The organism is Sphingomonas rustica, from assembly GCF_039652585.1.
Lineage (GTDB): Bacteria > Pseudomonadota > Alphaproteobacteria > Sphingomonadales > Sphingomonadaceae > Sphingomonas > Sphingomonas rustica.
Genome location: NZ_JBDIZK010000006.1, coordinates 139,199 through 154,675, shown reverse-complemented (window position 1 = coordinate 154,675; position 15,477 = coordinate 139,199). Strand labels below are relative to the sequence as shown.

Annotated in this window: 12 protein-coding genes and 1 pseudogene; 8 read left to right on the top strand and 5 right to left on the bottom strand. The window is 68.4% G+C overall.

The window, feature by feature from the left end:
• Window positions 1–51: 51 nt before the first annotated feature.
• The 6 genes from dgcN to TPR58_RS11610 all read left to right on the top strand — a co-directional run bounded on the left by dgcN (window position 52) and on the right by TPR58_RS11610 (window position 6,129).
• Window positions 52–1,086 carry an N-acetyltransferase DgcN gene (gene dgcN, locus TPR58_RS11635; RefSeq protein ID WP_346246835.1) on the top strand — a complete coding sequence of 345 codons (1,035 nt, stop codon included), beginning with the start codon at window positions 52–54 and terminating at the stop codon, window positions 1,084–1,086.
• A complete protein-coding gene (dgcA, locus tag TPR58_RS11630) occupies window positions 1,044–2,033 on the top strand; it encodes an N-acetyl-D-Glu racemase DgcA (protein ID WP_346246834.1) in 990 nt (329 codons plus the stop codon). Before dgcN ends, dgcA begins: the two co-directional genes overlap by 43 nt.
• Complete coding sequence (locus TPR58_RS11625) at window positions 2,030–3,598, top strand: N-acyl-D-amino-acid deacylase family protein (RefSeq protein WP_346246833.1); 1,569 nt, start codon at window positions 2,030–2,032, stop codon at window positions 3,596–3,598. Before dgcA ends, TPR58_RS11625 begins: the two co-directional genes overlap by 4 nt.
• Window positions 3,595–4,836: a dicarboxylate/amino acid:cation symporter gene (locus TPR58_RS11620; protein WP_346246832.1), complete on the top strand. Its 1,242-nt coding sequence runs from the start codon at window positions 3,595–3,597 to the stop codon at window positions 4,834–4,836. Before TPR58_RS11625 ends, TPR58_RS11620 begins: the two co-directional genes overlap by 4 nt.
• Window positions 4,837–4,906: 70 nt before the next feature.
• Complete coding sequence (locus TPR58_RS11615) at window positions 4,907–5,719, top strand: TIGR02587 family membrane protein (protein WP_346246831.1); 813 nt, start codon at window positions 4,907–4,909, stop codon at window positions 5,717–5,719.
• A gap of 8 nt (window positions 5,720–5,727) precedes the next feature.
• Complete coding sequence (locus tag TPR58_RS11610) at window positions 5,728–6,129, top strand: hypothetical protein (RefSeq protein WP_346246830.1); 402 nt, start codon at window positions 5,728–5,730, stop codon at window positions 6,127–6,129.
• A gap of 3 nt (window positions 6,130–6,132) precedes the next feature.
• On the opposite strand, the gene TPR58_RS11605 is transcribed toward TPR58_RS11610, so the two are convergent.
• Both TPR58_RS11605 and TPR58_RS11600 read right to left on the bottom strand, forming a co-directional pair.
• A complete protein-coding gene (locus TPR58_RS11605) occupies window positions 6,133–7,407 on the bottom strand; it encodes an amidohydrolase family protein (protein WP_346246829.1) in 1,275 nt (424 codons plus the stop codon).
• The gene (locus tag TPR58_RS11600; RefSeq protein WP_346246828.1) at window positions 7,404–9,473 is read right to left on the bottom strand and encodes a S9 family peptidase; all 2,070 of its coding nucleotides are present in this window, start codon (window positions 9,471–9,473) and stop codon (window positions 7,404–7,406) included. The genes TPR58_RS11605 and TPR58_RS11600 overlap by 4 nt, the downstream gene beginning before the upstream one ends.
• 127 nt (window positions 9,474–9,600) lie before the next feature.
• On the opposite strand from TPR58_RS11600, the gene dacB reads away from it, so the two are divergent.
• Window positions 9,601–11,049 carry a D-alanyl-D-alanine carboxypeptidase/D-alanyl-D-alanine endopeptidase gene (dacB, locus tag TPR58_RS11595; RefSeq protein ID WP_346246827.1) on the top strand — a complete coding sequence of 483 codons (1,449 nt, stop codon included), beginning with the start codon at window positions 9,601–9,603 and terminating at the stop codon, window positions 11,047–11,049.
• Between the two features lie 228 nt (window positions 11,050–11,277).
• Window positions 11,278–11,625 (top strand): annotated as a pseudogene (locus TPR58_RS11590) (DUF4952 domain-containing protein); the annotation flags it as partial.
• Window positions 11,626–11,630: 5 nt separating this feature from the next.
• Here the strand turns inward: TPR58_RS11590 and TPR58_RS11585 are convergent.
• The 3 genes from TPR58_RS11585 to TPR58_RS11575 are packed head-to-tail and all read right to left on the bottom strand — an operon-like array spanning window position 11,631 to window position 15,408.
• Window positions 11,631–12,824 (bottom strand): dipeptidase, encoded by a 1,194-nt coding sequence (locus TPR58_RS11585; protein ID WP_346246826.1) that lies wholly within the window; start codon window positions 12,822–12,824, stop codon window positions 11,631–11,633.
• Window positions 12,825–12,844: 20 nt separating this feature from the next.
• Window positions 12,845–13,849 carry a serine hydrolase domain-containing protein gene (locus TPR58_RS11580; RefSeq protein WP_346246825.1) on the bottom strand — a complete coding sequence of 335 codons (1,005 nt, stop codon included), beginning with the start codon at window positions 13,847–13,849 and terminating at the stop codon, window positions 12,845–12,847.
• Window positions 13,846–15,408 (bottom strand): MFS transporter, encoded by a 1,563-nt coding sequence (locus TPR58_RS11575; RefSeq protein ID WP_346246824.1) that lies wholly within the window; start codon window positions 15,406–15,408, stop codon window positions 13,846–13,848. The genes TPR58_RS11580 and TPR58_RS11575 overlap by 4 nt, the downstream gene beginning before the upstream one ends.
• Window positions 15,409–15,477: the final 69 nt, after the last annotated feature.

Sequence of the window (15,477 nt, the reverse complement as noted above, 5' to 3'; positions counted from 1 at the left end):
TGGCAGAGACTATGATGGTCCGGCGAACGGGCAAGTTACGGTCGGATCGACATGATACCAGCACCCTATCTCCTCTATCTCGGCCACAGCACCGACTTCGCGGGCATCAAGACCTCGCGCGGACTGGCCGCCTTCCGTCCCGATGATTGCGTCGGCGAGTTTCGCCACGACGATTGTCCGCTCACGCTCGGCCTGCCGCGCCTGACCATCGCCGAAGGCGCTGCCCGGGGCGCGCGGACCCTGGTGCTCGGCATCGCCAATTCGGGCGGCACGCTGGGCAGCGACCTGGTCGAGGACGCCGCCGCTGCGCTGGAGGCGGGGATGAACGTCGCCGCCGGATTGCACCAGCGGCTGCGCGACGTGCCGCGCCTGGCGGAACTGGCGAAGGCGAAGGGGCTTCAGCTGTTCGATGTGCGCGACGCGCCGGCCAATATGGTCGTGGGCAATGGCAACCCGCGCGCCGGCCACAGGCTGCTGACAGTCGGCACCGACTGTTCGGTCGGCAAGATGTACACGACGCTGGCGCTGACCGAGGGGCTGCGCGCCCGCGGCATCGTCGCCGATTTCCGCGCGACCGGCCAGACCGGCATCCTGATCGCCGGGTCGGGCGTGCCGATCGACGCGGTCGTCGCCGATTTCATCTCGGGCGGGATCGAGATGATCACCCCCGCGCGCAGCGATGACGGCTGGGACCTGATCGAAGGGCAGGGATCGCTGTTCCACCCCAGCTTCGCCGGCGTTTCCACCGGCCTGCTGCACGGCGCCCAGCCCGAGGCGATCGTGATGTGCCACGATCCGCTGCGTGAGCATATGCGCGGCATTCCGGGTCGCAAGCTGCCGGGGCTGAAGGAATGCCTGGACGCGAACCTTCAGGTTGCGCGGCTGACCAGCCCGAACGTCCGCGCAGTGGGCATTTGCCTCAACACGTCGCAGATGGACCCGGCCGAGGCGCGTGACCTGTGCGCGCGGACCGCGGACGAACTGGGCCTGCCGACGACCGATCCCATTGCCTTCGGCACCGATGCCATCCTGGACGAATTGCTATGCACCGCTCCCTCCGCGCGCAGCACGACCGCTTCGCGCTGAGCCGCCCGTTCCGCATCTCGCGCGGGGTCAAGACCGCGGCGGATGTGGTGACGGTCGAGATCGCCGAGGGCGATGTCGTCGGACGGGGCGAGGGCGTTCCCTATCCGCGCTATGGCGAGAGCATCGAGCGTGCGCTGGCCGAGATCGAGGCGGCCCGCGCCGCGATCGAGGCAGGGGCGACCCGCGACGATCTGCTGACGACGATGCGGCCGGGGGCTGCCCGCAACGCCGTCGATTGTGCGCTGTGGGACCTCGAGGCGCGACTGTCGGGCCGAAGCGTCGCGGCGATGATCGGCAATCCTCAGCCAGAAACGCTGGCAAGCGCGCTGACCATCGGCATCGACCAGCCCAGTGCGATGGGCGCCGCAGCCAGCGAGATCGCTGCCGCCCCGCTGATCAAGGTCAAGGTCAACGCCGACGCCCCCGACGCGCAACTCGCCGCGGTCCGCGCCGCGGCGCCCGATGCCCGGCTGATCGTCGATCCCAACGAAAGCTGGGACGAGGCGCTGGTGCGCGCGATCCAGCCGCTGCTGGTCGAGCTCAGGGTCGACCTGCTCGAACAGCCGGTGCCGGCCGAGGAGGATGGCTGGCTGGAAGGCTTCAGGCCCGATGTGCCGATCTGCGCCGACGAATCCGCGCATGTCGCGGGCGACATCGATCAACTGGCGCGGCGCTATCAGGTGGTGAACGTCAAGCTGGACAAGACCGGCGGCCTCACCGGGGCGCTGCTCCTGGCCCGGGCCGCACGCTCCCGCGGCCTGGGCCTGATGACCGGATGCATGGTCAGCAGCTCACTGTCGATCGCGCCGGCGCTGCACATCGCGCGCATGTCCGATTTCGTCGACCTTGACGGGCCGATCTGGCTCAGGGAGGATCGGCCGGGCGGGGTTCGCGACCGGGACGGCTATATGGTTCCGCCCGCACCGGGTTTCTGGGGAATGGCATGACGGCATGGCGCACGGCGCTCCTGTGTGGATTCGCGGTACTGACGCTGGGCGCGGCCGACGCGCCGAAGGTCGAGACGGACCTGCTGATCCGCGGCGGCACCGTCTATAGCGGAACGGGCGAGCCGTTCGTCGGCGATGTCGCGGTTCGCGGCGACCGGATCGTCAAGGTCGGCAAGGCCCTGAAGATCTCGGCCAGGCGGACGATAGACGCACGCGGCATGATCGTCGCGCCGGGCTTCATCGATCCGCACACCCATATGGGCGACGATCTGGCCTCGGACGATCCGGCCAAGCGACTGATCCCGGCCTTCCTGATGCAGGGCGTGACGACCGCGTTCATCGGCAATGACGGCGGCGGGACGCCCGATGTCGGCACGCTGCTGCAGAGCGCCGCGACGAAGCCGGTCGGGATCAACTATGCCGCCTATGTCGGCTTCGGCGCGGTCCGGTCGCAGGTGATCGGCCAGGATGACCGCGCGCCGACCGATGCCGAGATGACGGCGATGAACGGTCTGGTCGGCTCGGCGATGTGCCAAGGCGCGCTGGGCCTCTCAACCGGTCTGTTCTATGCGCCGCAAAGCTTTGCAAAGACAAGGGAAGTCGTCGAGCTGTCGCGCGTCGCGGCGGCGCATGGCGGCGTCTATGACAGCCATATCCGCGACGAATCCAGCTACACGGTTGGCCTGGTCGGCGCGATCGAAGAGGTGATCACCATCGCCCGCGAGGCGTCGATCCCCGCGCATATCGCCCATATCAAGGCGCTGGGCGTCGACGTGCAGGGCGAGGCGCCGGAGATTATCGCGAAGGTGGAGGCCGCGCGCGCCGCGGGGCTGAACATCACCGCCGACCAATATCCATGGTCGGCATCGGGCACGAGCCTGGTCGCCTCGCTGATGCCGCTCTGGGCCCAGGATGGCGGCCGTCCGGCGCTGCTGAAGCGGTTCGACGATGCGTCGCTGGCGGAGAAGCTGCGCGCCGGCATCACCGAGAATCTGCGCAAGCGCGGCGGGGCGGACAAGCTGCTGATCGTCGAGGGCAAGTATCTCAATCGAACCCTGGCGGATGTCGCGAAGGAGCGGGGCGAGGACCCGGTGACCGCGGCGATCGCGGTGATCCGGATCGCCGATCCCGGCGTCGTGTCGTTCAACCAGAGCGAGGCGGACATCACCGCCTTCATGAAGCGCCCCTGGGTGATGACCGGGTCCGATGCGTCGGGCGGCCATCCGCGCATCTATGGCAGCTTCGCCCGCAAATATGACAAGTACGTCAAGACCGAGCATGTCATCAGCCTGAAGGACTTTATCGAGCGCAGTGCCACGCTGACCGCCGACTGGTTCGGGCTGGAAGGACGCGGACGCCTGCGCGCCGGCAATTTCGCCGACATTGTCGTCTTCGATCCCAAAAGCTACGCCTCGCAGGCGACCTATGAGCAGCCGACACGCTTGGCGTCGGGCGTCCGCACCGTCGTCGTCAACGGCGTGGTCGCGGTCGACAATGGCGCGCTGACCGGCAAGGCGGCGGGCCGCGCACTGCCGCACAGGCCGAAGCCTGGCAGCTGCCCATGAGCTGGTGGTTCGCGGTGCCGCTGTGGAAGCGCGTGCTCGGCGCGCTTGCGCTCGGCCTCTTCTTCGCGATCGTCTGGCCGGCGGGCACCCCCTATGTCGCCTTCATGGGCGACCTGTTCGTTCGCGCGATCCGCATGCTGGTCGCGCCGATCGTGCTGGTGACGATCGCCGCGGGGATCACCGCGCTGGCCGATCCGAAGCGGCTGGGCGGGCTGGGCGGCAGGACGATCGGTCTGTTCGCGCTGACCACCGCCGTCGCCGTGTCGGTCGGCATGCTGGTGGCGACGCTGGTGCAGCCGGGCGTCGGCGCGCCGCTGGGCACCGCGACCGCGCACGCGCTGGGCGAACCGGTGACGCCGTACCAGCAGCTGATCGGCATCATCCCGCTCAACATCGTCGAGGCGCTGGCCAAGGGGGACATGCTGGCGCTGATCTTCGTCGCGATCCTGGTCGGGTGCGGCACGGTGGTGGCGGGGGAGGCGGGCAAGCCGTTCGCCGCCTTGCTCCAGTCGACCTCGGCGGTGCTGCTCAAGATCGTGACGATCGTGATGGAGGCCACGCCGTTCGGCGTCTTCGCACTGGTCGCGGGCGCGGTCGCGTCAAAGGGCGTCGAGGTGTTCGTCAATGTCGGCTGGCTGGCGCTTGCCGTGGTCCTCGGATCGCTCATCCAGATCCTGCTGGTGCACAGCCTGATCCTCAAATTCTTAGCCCGCCTGCCGCTGATGCCCTTCTTCCGCGGCATCGTCGATGCGCTGGTCGTCGCGTTTTCCACCGCGTCGAGCGGCGCGACCCTGCCCGTCGCGATGCGCGTTGCCGAGCAGAATCTGGGCATCGCCCGGCCCGTCTATTCGACCGTGCTGCCGCTGGGCGCCAGCATCGGCAAGGACGGGACGGCGATGTATGTCGGCCTGCTCAGCATGTTCGCGCTCCAGGCATTCGGCGTTCCGTTGACGCCGACGGTCTATGCGCTGGTGCTGCTTACCGGCGCGCTGGCGGCGTTCGGCACGGCGCCGGTCCCCTCGGCATCGCTGTTCATGCTGGCGGCGGTGCTGTCCGCGGTCGGCGTGTCGGCCGAACAGACCGCTCTGGTGGTCGGCTTCGTCCTGCCGTTCGACCGGCTGCTCGACATGACCCGCACGGTGCCCAGCGCCAGCGCCAACCTGACCGTCGCAACGACGGTCGCGCGCTGGGAAGGCGAACTGGATGAGGCCATCTACCGTTCGACTGCCGACGCGTAATCGTCCGGAACCGCCGGCACCCGCCGATGGTTGCCAACGCGAAATGACCAGCGCCGCGCGAACTCCGGATATGGATTATGCCCTTGGGCTCGCGCGCGCCTTTGCCGGCGCGATCCTGTTCGGCCTGCCGCTGCTGATGACGATGGAGATGTGGTCGATCGGCCTGAACGCGCAGCCCGCGCGCCTGCTGCTGTTCCTCATCCTGAACTTCGTCATCCTCGTGATCCTGTCGCGCTTCGGCGGGTTCGAGCCGACCGCCAGCCTGGCCGAGGATGTGCTCGACGCGCTGGCCGCCTATGGCGTCGGGATCGTCGCTGCCGCGTTGATCCTGACGCTGTTCGGCCTCGCCGGACCGCGGACACCGCTCGACGAGCTGGTCGGCATGGTCGCGGTGCAGAGCGTCCCGGCCAGTTTCGGTGCAATGATCGCCCGCAAGCAGTTGAGCGGCGGCGAGGCCGAGCAGCGCGATGAGGATCAGAAGGCGCGGGCAGCGGGCTATTCCGGTCAGTTGTTCCTGATGGTGGCGGGTGCCCTGTTCCTGGCGTTCAACGTCGCGCCGACCGAGGAAGTAGTGCTGATCGGCCTGAAGATGACCGCGTGGCACAGCCTGGCGCTGATGGCGTTCTCGCTGCTGATGCTGCACGCACTGGTCTTCGCGATCGGTCTGGCGGGGCAGGAAGAGGCACCTGAAGGCTATGGCCCGATGCGGCTGTTCCTGGCCTATACGCTGCCCGGCTATGCGATCGCGCTGACGATCAGCGCCTACATCCTGTGGACGTTCGGCAGCCTGGATGGAAATGCTGCGACGTCGATCGTCGGATCGCTCGTCGTATTGGGCTTCCCGGCATCGATCGGCGCGGCCGTCGCCCGGCTCGTGATCTAGGGGGGCGGATGGCCGATAACGACTCTCTCGGTGCCAGGACGCCGCTGCTGGAATGGGTCGCGGCCGCGATCGGGCTGTTGCTGACGCTGGCGATCTTCGGCGTGCTGGCGCGCGAGGCGATGACCGGCGAACCCGACGAGGTACCGGTCATCGAAGTCGCGATGAAGCGGGTGACGCCGGCGGGCTCCGGCTTCGTAGTCGAGTTCGAGGCGCGCAATATCTCGCGCGGATCGGCGGCGGCGGTTGTGGTCGAAGGCGCGTTGAACAAAGGCAACGGCGCCGGACAGACCAGCAGCGCGACGATCGATTACATTCCGGGCAACGGCACGGCCGAAGGCGGGCTCTATTTCAGCTCCGATCCCCGATCGGGCAGCGTGGCGCTGCGCGCGCTGGGCTACCAGACCCCCTGACGTCTAGCGCGCGGGAAGGGTGACTTCCTCTCCCGACACCCAGACCCGGCGCACCTGATAGATGTCCTCGATCCGTCGATCGGGCATGCCGCCGATCAGGACCAGGTCGGCGCGCTGGCCCGGCAGGATGCGGCCATGGGTGCGCGACTTGCCCATGATCGCCGCGCTGGTCGCGGTCGACGCACGCAGCGCCTCTGCGGGCGTGAAGCCCAGCGAGACGAACAGGCGGATCTCGCGGATCAGCGCGATGCCCGGATAGACGCCGCCGATGCCGGTATCGGTGCCGGTGGCGATCGGTATCCCAGCCTTGTGCAGGATGCGCAGATTCTGCTGCAGTATCGACCAGCGCTTGGCCGCGAAATCGGGCACCGGCTCGATCGGCCTGGCCAGCCGCGTCTCTTCGCGGGCGCGATCCTGCGGTCGCAGGCGGACCCATTCGTCGTTCAGGAACCTGCGGTCCTGCTGCGGCTCATAGACTGCCATGGTCGGGACATAGGCGGTGCGGTGGCGCTTCATCAGCGCGATCAGCTCCGCGTCGGCGGGCAGGTCGCCGATCCCGTGCGCCAGCGCATCGACCCCGGCGCGCGCGGCGATCTTGGCGCCGGCCAGCGTTACCGTATGCGTCACCACCGGCACGCCCTGCGCATGCGCGGCCTCGACGATCGCGGTCAGCGTCAGCAGGTCCATGCTTGGCCGGTCGGCATCGCGACCATAGCGCCAGCCGTCGGTGAACACCTTGATCACATCAGGCTTGTACGGCAGCAGCCGGGCCATCTCGGTGCGCGCCGCCTCGGGCGTGGTGACCTGGGCGGTGATGCCGTTGGTGAAATCGGACTCGGTGCCGTGGCCGTGCGGTACGCCCAGCCGCAGCGCGAGCGACAGATGCGGCAGCGGCGCGGACAGGCTGCGGATCGGAGCCAGCATCTCCGGTCCGACCGAAAACTCGTTCACCGACGTCACGCCGGCGGCGAGATAGGGACCATAGCCGGTGGCGATCGCGTCGGCCGATCCGAAATATTCGCCGGGCGTGTGGATATGCAGGTCGTGCAGCCCGGGGATCAGGGTCATGCCGCCCCCCTCGACGATTTCGGCGTCGGGCACCTTCAGATGCGTGCCGACCTGGACGATCCGGTCGCCGCGGATCAGCACGTCGCGGACCTGGGCGGGTCGGCCGCTGCCATCGAAGACGCGGGCGCCGTGGATCAGAGTGGCGCGTTCGGCGGGCGCGGCGCCTATGCAGGTGAGGGCAGCGGCCAGGGCGAGGAAAAGGCGCTTCATGGCCGCTTGTCCTTCAGATTGCGGTTCAGGAAATCGACTGTGGCTCGGTAGCTGGTCAGCCAGTTGCCCCAGACGATGAAGTCGTGCCGATCCCCGGGAAAGGCCAGATCCTCATAGGGAATGCCACGCGCGGCAAGTTCGCGGGCCAGCAGGGTCGACTGGGCGAAATCGACATTCTTGTCGTCGTCGCCATGGATCAGCAGCACCGGCGAGCGCCAGCGGTCGATCGACGCGATCGGCGAGGCGTCCCACTGAAGCCGCCGCGCCTTGTCCTGGGCCTCGAGCGACTGGCTGTTCGACGGCGAGCGCAGCAGCGAGTGGACGCCGTGGAAATCGACCCCGGCCGCGAACAACGCGCTGTCGCGCGCCAGCGCCAGCGCGGTCAGATAGCCGCCCCAGCTGCCGCCCCAGATGCCGATCCGCGCAGGATCGACATGCGCCTGCGCGGCCAGCCAGCGTCCTCCGGCAACCACGTCGCGATATTCGGAGGCACCGTCGCGGCCCGTCTCCGGCGCATCGCGGAAATCGCGGCCATAGCCGGTGCCGCTGCGATAGTTGATCGACAGCACGTCATAACCCTGCGCCGCCAGATGCTGGTTCAGGATATAGGCGTTGGAATAATAGACATAGGGGTGGAAGCCGAGCAGCATCTGCCGCCGCGGCCCGCCATGGACGAAGATCACCGCAGGATGCCGGCCGCTGCCCGAGGCGCGGAACAGCTGGGCGTGGACGGTGACGCCATCCTCGGCGGTATAGGTCACCGGCTGCGGCTCGACGAAGCGGCGAAGCGCGGGCGCCTGGCCGAGCGGCGTCAGCCGCCCGCCCGAGAGGCGCACCGGATGCGCCGGCTGCGAGGCGCTGGTCGCGATCGCGGCCAGCTGTCCGCCCGCGAATACCGGAAGGGACTCGCTGCCGGTGCCGCCGGTCAGCCGGACGAGCTTCCCGTCCGCGCCCAGCTGCCACAGATGCCGACGATCGGCTTCGTCGCGATTGGCGGCAAACACCAGGCTGCGCCCGTCGGGGGCAAGGATGAAGGTCTCGACCTCGAACGCGCCCGGCGTCAGCTCGCGCGGCTCGCCGCCCTTGCCGGCGTCGATCGCATAGGCATGGAGCCAGCCACTGCGCTCCCACGGGAAGATCAGCCGGTCGTCGCGCGTCCAGTAGAGGTTGCGCATCCGGGTGCCGGCATAGCGGCGGCCCATGCCGGTCGGCGCGCGCCACAGCGTGCGGGTCGCGCCGCTCGCGACCTCGGCGATGCGCAGCGACCAATAGGCGCCACCCTCCGCACCGGGGCCGCCCGGCGGATCGAGATACTGGATGAACGCGACCTGCCGCCCGTCGGGCGAGAAGGTCGGCTCCACCGAATAGCCGAGCGCCGGCCCGAACCGCTTCAGCGCACCCGAGGCCGGGTCGAGCAGCGTCACGAAAGCATGGTCGCCCTGATTGTCGACGAACAGCAGGTTAGTGCCGTCGGGCGACCAGTGGAGATCGCTGGCCGTCCCGCCGATGACCGACACCCGCCGGGCGCCGCTGGCGTCATGAAGCCAGATCTCGCCGCGCCGGACAAAGGCGATGCGCGCCCCGTCGGGCGAGAAGGTCGGCGAATGGCCTTCGCCGATCGCCACCGGATCTGCGCCGGGCTGCGCCTGAAGCCAGAGCTGCTGCTTTGGCACGACCGCCTCGGCCGCAGCGTTCAGCGGCGCGCCGTCGGGAAACTCGTCATCGCCGCCCTTGACCCAGGCAAGTCGCTGACCGTCGTCGCTGATCGCGACATGATAGAGCGGATGGCCGTCGTCGCTGCGATAGCGGGTGACCGGCTCGGCAGGCTTGCCGGCATCGGCGACCCACAGGTTGCGCACGCCCGCCTGGTTGACGACCCAGGCGAAGCGTTCGCGGTCCTTCGCGCCGGTCAGGCCATTGGCAAAGGGAAGCGCCAGCGCCTCGGCCAGCGGATCGGATGCCCGGGGCGCCGACGCCTGCGCGGCGGCAGGCTGTGCCGCCAGCGGCGCTGCCGCGATCAATCCCAATGCGCCGATCGCGCCGCGAAGCCAGTTGTGCAGACCCATGGCGGCAGACTAGGCGGCGGCGCGGTGCGGGCAAGACGTCAAACCCGCAGCCATTCCCGGCGGTTATGGACGCGCCAAGGCTCTGAATGAATTGCACCGGCCGGTTTTGGCCTTAGGGTCGCGCCTCATGAACAGACCCGTTCTGGCGCTTGCGCTTCTCGTCTCCGCTTCGCTCACCCAGCCGACCCTGGCGCAGACCGCGTCCGCGCTGCAGCAGCGGGTCGAAACCGTGCTCGCCGGCGCCGGTCCCGGGGTTCGCTATGGCCTGGTCGTCACCGACGAGGCGGGGCGCGAGATCGTCGCGGTCAATCCCGACCAGCGCTTCATTCCTGCCTCGAACACCAAGATGTTCACCACCGCGGCGGCATTCCATCTGATCCCCGCGATCGATCAGCCCGACGCCGCGGGCGGCGCCGCGGTCCGGATCGAGGGACGCGATGTGGTGCTGGAGGGCCGCGGCGATGCCCGGCTGTCGAGCGCGGCGGACTGCGTTACCGATTGCCTCGCGCAGCTTGCCGACGCCGTCGCGGCGCGGACGAAGCGGGTCGAGGATGTCGTAGGCGACGACAGCCTTTTTCCCGACCAGCGCTGGAGCCTGGGGATGAGCTGGAACAACATCCCGTCGCGCTATGGCACCGGCATCTCGGCGCTGACGCTGGACGACAACGAGATCGCGCTGACGGTTACCCCGGGCAATGTCGGCCAGCCGCCGAAGATCGAGAGCGTGGACTATTACGCGATCGACAATCGCGCGGTCACCGTAGCCGATGGCGCCACCGGTCTGAGCTATGATCGTTATCCCAACAACATGATGTTGCGCATCACCGGCACCATCAAGGCAGGCGCGCCGGCGGACACGCTGCGCGTCGGGATCGACGATCCGGCCCATTATGCCGCCTGGCGGCTGAAGGCACTGCTCGAGGCGCGTGGCGTACGAGTCACCGGCCTGGTGATGTCGCGTCATCGCGACGCCGAGGCCAGCGACGATCCCGCGATCCGCAAGGGGGCGCCGGTGGTTCGGCCGCCCCGCGCCCAGCCGCTGGCCGCATTGACCCCACCGCCGCTGGCCGAGGACCTGACGCTGACCAACAAGGTCAGCCAGAACCTTCATGCCGAATTGCTGCTGCGCCGGGTCGCGCTGGTGCGCGGTACCGGATCGACCCAGGACGGGCTGGCCGAGGTGCGGACGATGCTGACGACGGCGGGCGTGCCGCGCACCGCCTATGACTTCTCCGACGGGTCGGGCATGTCGTCCTATAACCGTGTCGCGCCGCGCGGCATGACCCGCTTCCTCGGCTGGGTCGCGGCGCAGCCTTGGGGCGCTGCCTATCGCGCGACGCTGCCGATCGGCGGCAGGGACGGGACGCTCAGCCGCCGTTTCCTCGGTACCGCGCTGGAGGGGCGCATCTTCGCCAAGACCGGCACGATCAACGCCAGCAACGGCCTGTCGGGCTGGATGGTCGCGAAGAGCGGCCGGACGCTGACCTTCTCCGCCTATGCCAATGACGTGCCCGACGGCGTCAACGCCACCCAGGCGATGGACGCGGCGCTGGTCGCGATCGCCGAAGCGAACTGACCGGCGCCGGGCCGCAGTTTACGAGCTGGAGAAATGGACGGCGATATATCGATACCTGATCGCACAAAGGGTGCCTGGTTCACAGGGCCGGCGTGTCGGAAGGCTAGTCGTGCGGAAATGACAGGCCTGCCGCTCGCGCTCGCGGCCTTGTCCTTGCTTGGCTGCGCCCAAGCCGCGCCTCCGTAGGCTGGAGCCGGCCGCGCACCGGCTGCGGGAGCTGTCGCCAAAGGGTGCGGCGACCTGCTGGGACGGCTCGGCCGAAAGCCCGAAGGAGCCCGCTACACCGGGTGCGCCGCCGTTCCCGACGATCTCGGTGCGCCAGTCCGCGCGACCTACGACGTCGCGGGCCGCGATACGGCTGCGGTGGAGGCGTATTTGATCCGGGCTGTCGGACTGAAACCGCTGAAGCGTTCCTGTTGCCAGTGGGACTCGGCACCGGTCGGCTTCGTCGACCCGCAACGCGGATCGTTCATGATTGCGATGGTGTCCGACGAGACGCCGGTGAGCCGCCGCGAGGACTGGGGGCAGATCAAGACGTTCCGGATCACCGTGGAGATGACGACCGAGCCGTACTAGCGGGATCACCGCTTCGCCGCATAGGCCTCGGCCTGGCGCAGCAGGCGCAGCGCGTTGCCGCTCCAGATCTTGGCGATGTCCGCCTCGCTATAGCCTTCGCGTCGCAGCCGGGCGGTGATCCGGGGCAGGGCGGTGATGTCCTCCATCCCGCGCACCCCGCCGCCGCCGTCCCAGTCGGCACCGATGCCGACATGATCGACGCCCATGACCGCAATGGCATGGAGGAGGCTCTTCATGAACAGTTCGAAATCGGCGCCGGCATAGGGATCCTTCGCCAGCGCCGCAGTGCGGTCGGCGATCAGCTTGCGCTGTTCGGCGTTGCTGAGCGCCCACCAGCCGTCCTGGCGATCGGACACGGCATTGCGCGCCGCGTTGCGGTCCCCTGCGACCAGATAGACGCTGTTGATCTGGAGCACGCCGCCCGACTTCGCCAGCTTGCGCATCCGGTCGTCGTCCAGGTTGCGCGGATGGTCGTAGATCGCGCGCGGCCCCGAATGCGACAGGATGATCGGCGTCTTCGACAGCGCCAGCATCTGGTCGAACACCGCGTCCGAGGCATGGCTGGCATCGAGGACCATGCCCAGCCGGTTCATCTCCGCCACCCATTGCCTGCCAAGAGGGCTGAGGCCGTTCCAGCGCGGCTTGTCGGTGGCGCTGTCGGCGAACTGATTGTTGCGGAAATGGACCGGGCTGGCCATCCGCACGCCCATGTTGAAGAAGGTCTGGAGCAGGCCGAGATCCTCGCCCAGCGGGTAGCTGTTCTCGATGCTCTGATAGACGATGCGCTTGCCTGCCTTGTGCAGCCGATCGGCATCGGCGGCGGTGGTGGCGAAGGCGAGCTTGTCGGGGTTGGCGGCGACGACCCGCTGGATCCACATCGCCCGGGTCAGTGCGCCGTCGCGCGCCTTGGCATAGCCCGCAGGGGTCAGCTCGCCCTGCGAGGTGTAGATGACGAAGAAGCCGCCATCGAGCCCGCCGGCCTCCATCCGCGGCAGGTCGACCTGGCTCTTGTCGAAGCGCCAGTCATGCCAGCGATCGAACCGCCAGCCGGGATGTTCGAAAAATTCGGGCGTGTCGAGATGGGTGTCGAGCACCAGCATCTGTTCGTGGATCAGCCGATCCTCCGCGCTGACCTCGTCATCGGCAGCGCCGGTGAGCGCGAACAGCAGCGGCAAAGCGAGCAGCGTCCTGGCAATCATCGTCTTTCCCCTTTTCCTGATCACGCAAAGGCGGCGGCGACCGCATCGCCCGTCTCGGGCCGAAGCTCGAAGATGCCGCTGTCGAAATGGCGGGTCGGATGGACCCGGTTGGTCAGCAGTGTCCAGGCGATCCCGCGCCCGAAATCGACCCACAGCCCGGTGCCGGTAAAGCCGGTATGCCCGATCGTCTCGTCCGAACAGCCCTCGCCGCCCGACCAGCCGGCGAACTTGCGTTCCCAGCCGCAGGTGCGGTGCTCGTAGCAGGGCGTGCGCATCGCCTCGATCATCGCCGGGCTGGCACCGCTGCCGTCGAGCAGGCCCCGGGCGAAGTCGAGCACGCCGGCGACGGTGCCGAACAACCCGGCATGGCCGGTCTGGCCGCCCATCGCCGCGCAATTCTCGTCATGCACCTCACCCTTCAGCACGCGGCCGCGCCACATGCAGCGCTCGGTCGCGACCGTGGGGCCGGGGGGCGGGCCGAAGCTCAATCCCTTGCCCAGCGGCCAGTCGCCCAGTGGCCGCCCGGTGATCCGCTCGATCGCGATGCCCAGCAGGATGAAGTTGATGTCCGAATAGACCGGTGGCCCGTGACGCCATTCGCGCTGGAGCACGAAGGCGCGCAGTCGGTCGGGATCGTCGCCATAGGTGTAGATCGGCTCGACCGCGGGAAAGAAGCTGCGATGCGCCAGGCAGTCGCGAAAGGTCAGCCGGCGCTCGGCGGCGTTGGCGACGTCATACTGGCGCAGATCGGGGATGGCGTCGGTCAGCGGCCGGTCGAGGTCGAGCGCGCCCCGGTCCGCCAGCGTCAGGATCATCGTGGTGGTCGCGACGACTTTCGACACCGAGGCGAGGTCGAACCAGTGATCTTCGGTCAGCGGCTCGGCCTCGGGCACCAGCGCCGCCATGCCGGCGGTCCGGGTCCAGCGCTGCCCGTCGGCGGTCACCACGCCCAGGGTTGCGCCGGGGATGCGCCCCTCGGCCAGATAGCGCTCGGCGGGCGCGAAGGCGGCGTCGATCCCGCTCATGGCCGGTCGTCCGGACGCGGCGTCGCGCGGGCGACGATCGGCAGGAAGAGCAATGCGGCAAGGCTGATCACGCCTGATGCGAGAAAGAACATGTCGAACCCGTTATAGCCCGCCGCATCCAGCCGTTCGATTACCGCGCCGCCCGCACCGGACAGGAGGCGCGAGAGGAGGAAGGCAAAGCCCGACAGAAAGGCATATTGCGCCCCCGGATAGCGCGGATTGACCAGCATCGAGAGATAGACGACGAACACCGCCCCGGCCATGCCGTTGCCGAACTGGTCGAGCGCGGTGGCGATGTAGAGCGCCAGGTCGCTCTTGGGCACATGCGCCAGCCAGACGAAGCCGAAATTGCCCAGCGCTGCGAAGAAGGCGCCGATGCTGAGCGTCACCGCAAAGCGCAGCTTCGTGGTCATGAACCCGCCGATGCCGACCCCGACGATGCTCGCGATCAGCGCGACCAGTCCGTCGGCCAGCCCGATCTCGGTCTTGGTATAACCGAGGTTCAGGATCATGGGCTTGGACAGGTTCAGCGCCAGCACGTCGCCCATGCGATAGACCGAGACGAACGCCATCAGCGCGATCGCGGTGAAGCCGTAGCGCCAGAAGAAATCGACATAGGGACCGATCGCGGCAGAGGTGCGGATCGCCGAGTCCGGCCCGGCCTTTCGGATCCGGGGCAGGGCAATCGCCATGACGACGAAGGGCAACATGCAGATCCCCAGCACCCAGGGGGTGACGTTGGTCTTGCTGCTGAACCCCATCCCACCGGCTGTCTCCAGCACGACCCAGCCTATCGCGGCGGTGCCCAGCGCGACCAGGCCCAGGATCAGGACGCTCGCGGCGATGCCGGTCATCAGCGCGACGATGCGGCCACCGCCATGCGCCGGATCGGGGCGCATCGCCGCCAGGATCGGGAAGGGAATGAAGGCGGCGACCGCGATCAGCAGATAGGACGAGGTCCAGCCCGGCAGGATGCCGACCGATCCCAGCGTGGCCGAGAACCGCCCGGCCTGGTCGGCCAGCAGCATCGCCCCGCTGCCCGCTGCGACCATCGCGGTGCGATAGCCCCACAGATTGGCGGCGGCGACCGGTCCCTGTTCCTGCTGGGTCGGGGCAAGCTCGATGCGCCACGCGTCCGCCGCGACCTCCAGCGTGGTGGTCCAGAAGGCGAGCAGGATCGCGAACAGCGCGGTCAGCGGCAGGCTGGCATCGGACGAGGTGAACGCCATCGCCAGCATCGAGGTGAAGATGCCGAGCTGCGACAGCATGATCCAGCCGCGGCGCTTCCCCCAGAAGCGGCCGAAGCCGGGAATGTCATAGCGATCGAGCAGCGGTGCCCAGACGAACTTGAAGGTCGGCAGCAATTGCACCCAGGCGAAGAACCCGATGACCGCCAGCGCCACGCCATGCTCGGTCAGCCGCGCCGACAGGATCGTCGAGAACATGTAGAAGGGCAGGCCCGCCGCGAAGCCGAGCAGGACGTACAGCGCCATGCGCGCGCCGCGCGACTGGACCACCGGCGGGGCCGCCGCGACTCCGCCCATTTTGGCGTCAATCACGCGTAACGCCTCAGATAGTCTGGCAGATTCACTTGCATTTGCATGTTTCCCGCACCCGGTTTCGCACAG

Bases quoted from the DNA above. Each gene is read 5' to 3' on its own strand.
- TPR58_RS11605 (WP_346246829.1), bottom strand. From the start codon at position 7,407: ATGAAGCGCCTTTTCCTCGCCCTGGCCGCTGCCCTCACCTGCATAGGC.
- TPR58_RS11625 (WP_346246833.1), top strand. From the start codon at position 2,030: ATGACGGCATGGCGCACGGCGCTCCTGTGTGGATTCGCGGTACTGACG.
- TPR58_RS11620 (WP_346246832.1), top strand. From the start codon at position 3,595: ATGAGCTGGTGGTTCGCGGTGCCGCTGTGGAAGCGCGTGCTCGGCGCG.
- dgcN (WP_346246835.1), top strand. From the start codon at position 52: ATGATACCAGCACCCTATCTCCTCTATCTCGGCCACAGCACCGACTTC.
- TPR58_RS11600 (WP_346246828.1), bottom strand. From the start codon at position 9,473: ATGGGTCTGCACAACTGGCTTCGCGGCGCGATCGGCGCATTGGGATTG.
- TPR58_RS11615 (WP_346246831.1), top strand. From the start codon at position 4,907: ATGGATTATGCCCTTGGGCTCGCGCGCGCCTTTGCCGGCGCGATCCTG.
- TPR58_RS11585 (WP_346246826.1), bottom strand. From the start codon at position 12,824: ATGATTGCCAGGACGCTGCTCGCTTTGCCGCTGCTGTTCGCGCTCACC.
- TPR58_RS11580 (WP_346246825.1), bottom strand. From the start codon at position 13,849: ATGAGCGGGATCGACGCCGCCTTCGCGCCCGCCGAGCGCTATCTGGCC.
- TPR58_RS11610 (WP_346246830.1), top strand. From the start codon at position 5,728: ATGGCCGATAACGACTCTCTCGGTGCCAGGACGCCGCTGCTGGAATGG.
- dacB (WP_346246827.1), top strand. From the start codon at position 9,601: ATGAACAGACCCGTTCTGGCGCTTGCGCTTCTCGTCTCCGCTTCGCTC.
- dgcA (WP_346246834.1), top strand. From the start codon at position 1,044: ATGCACCGCTCCCTCCGCGCGCAGCACGACCGCTTCGCGCTGAGCCGC.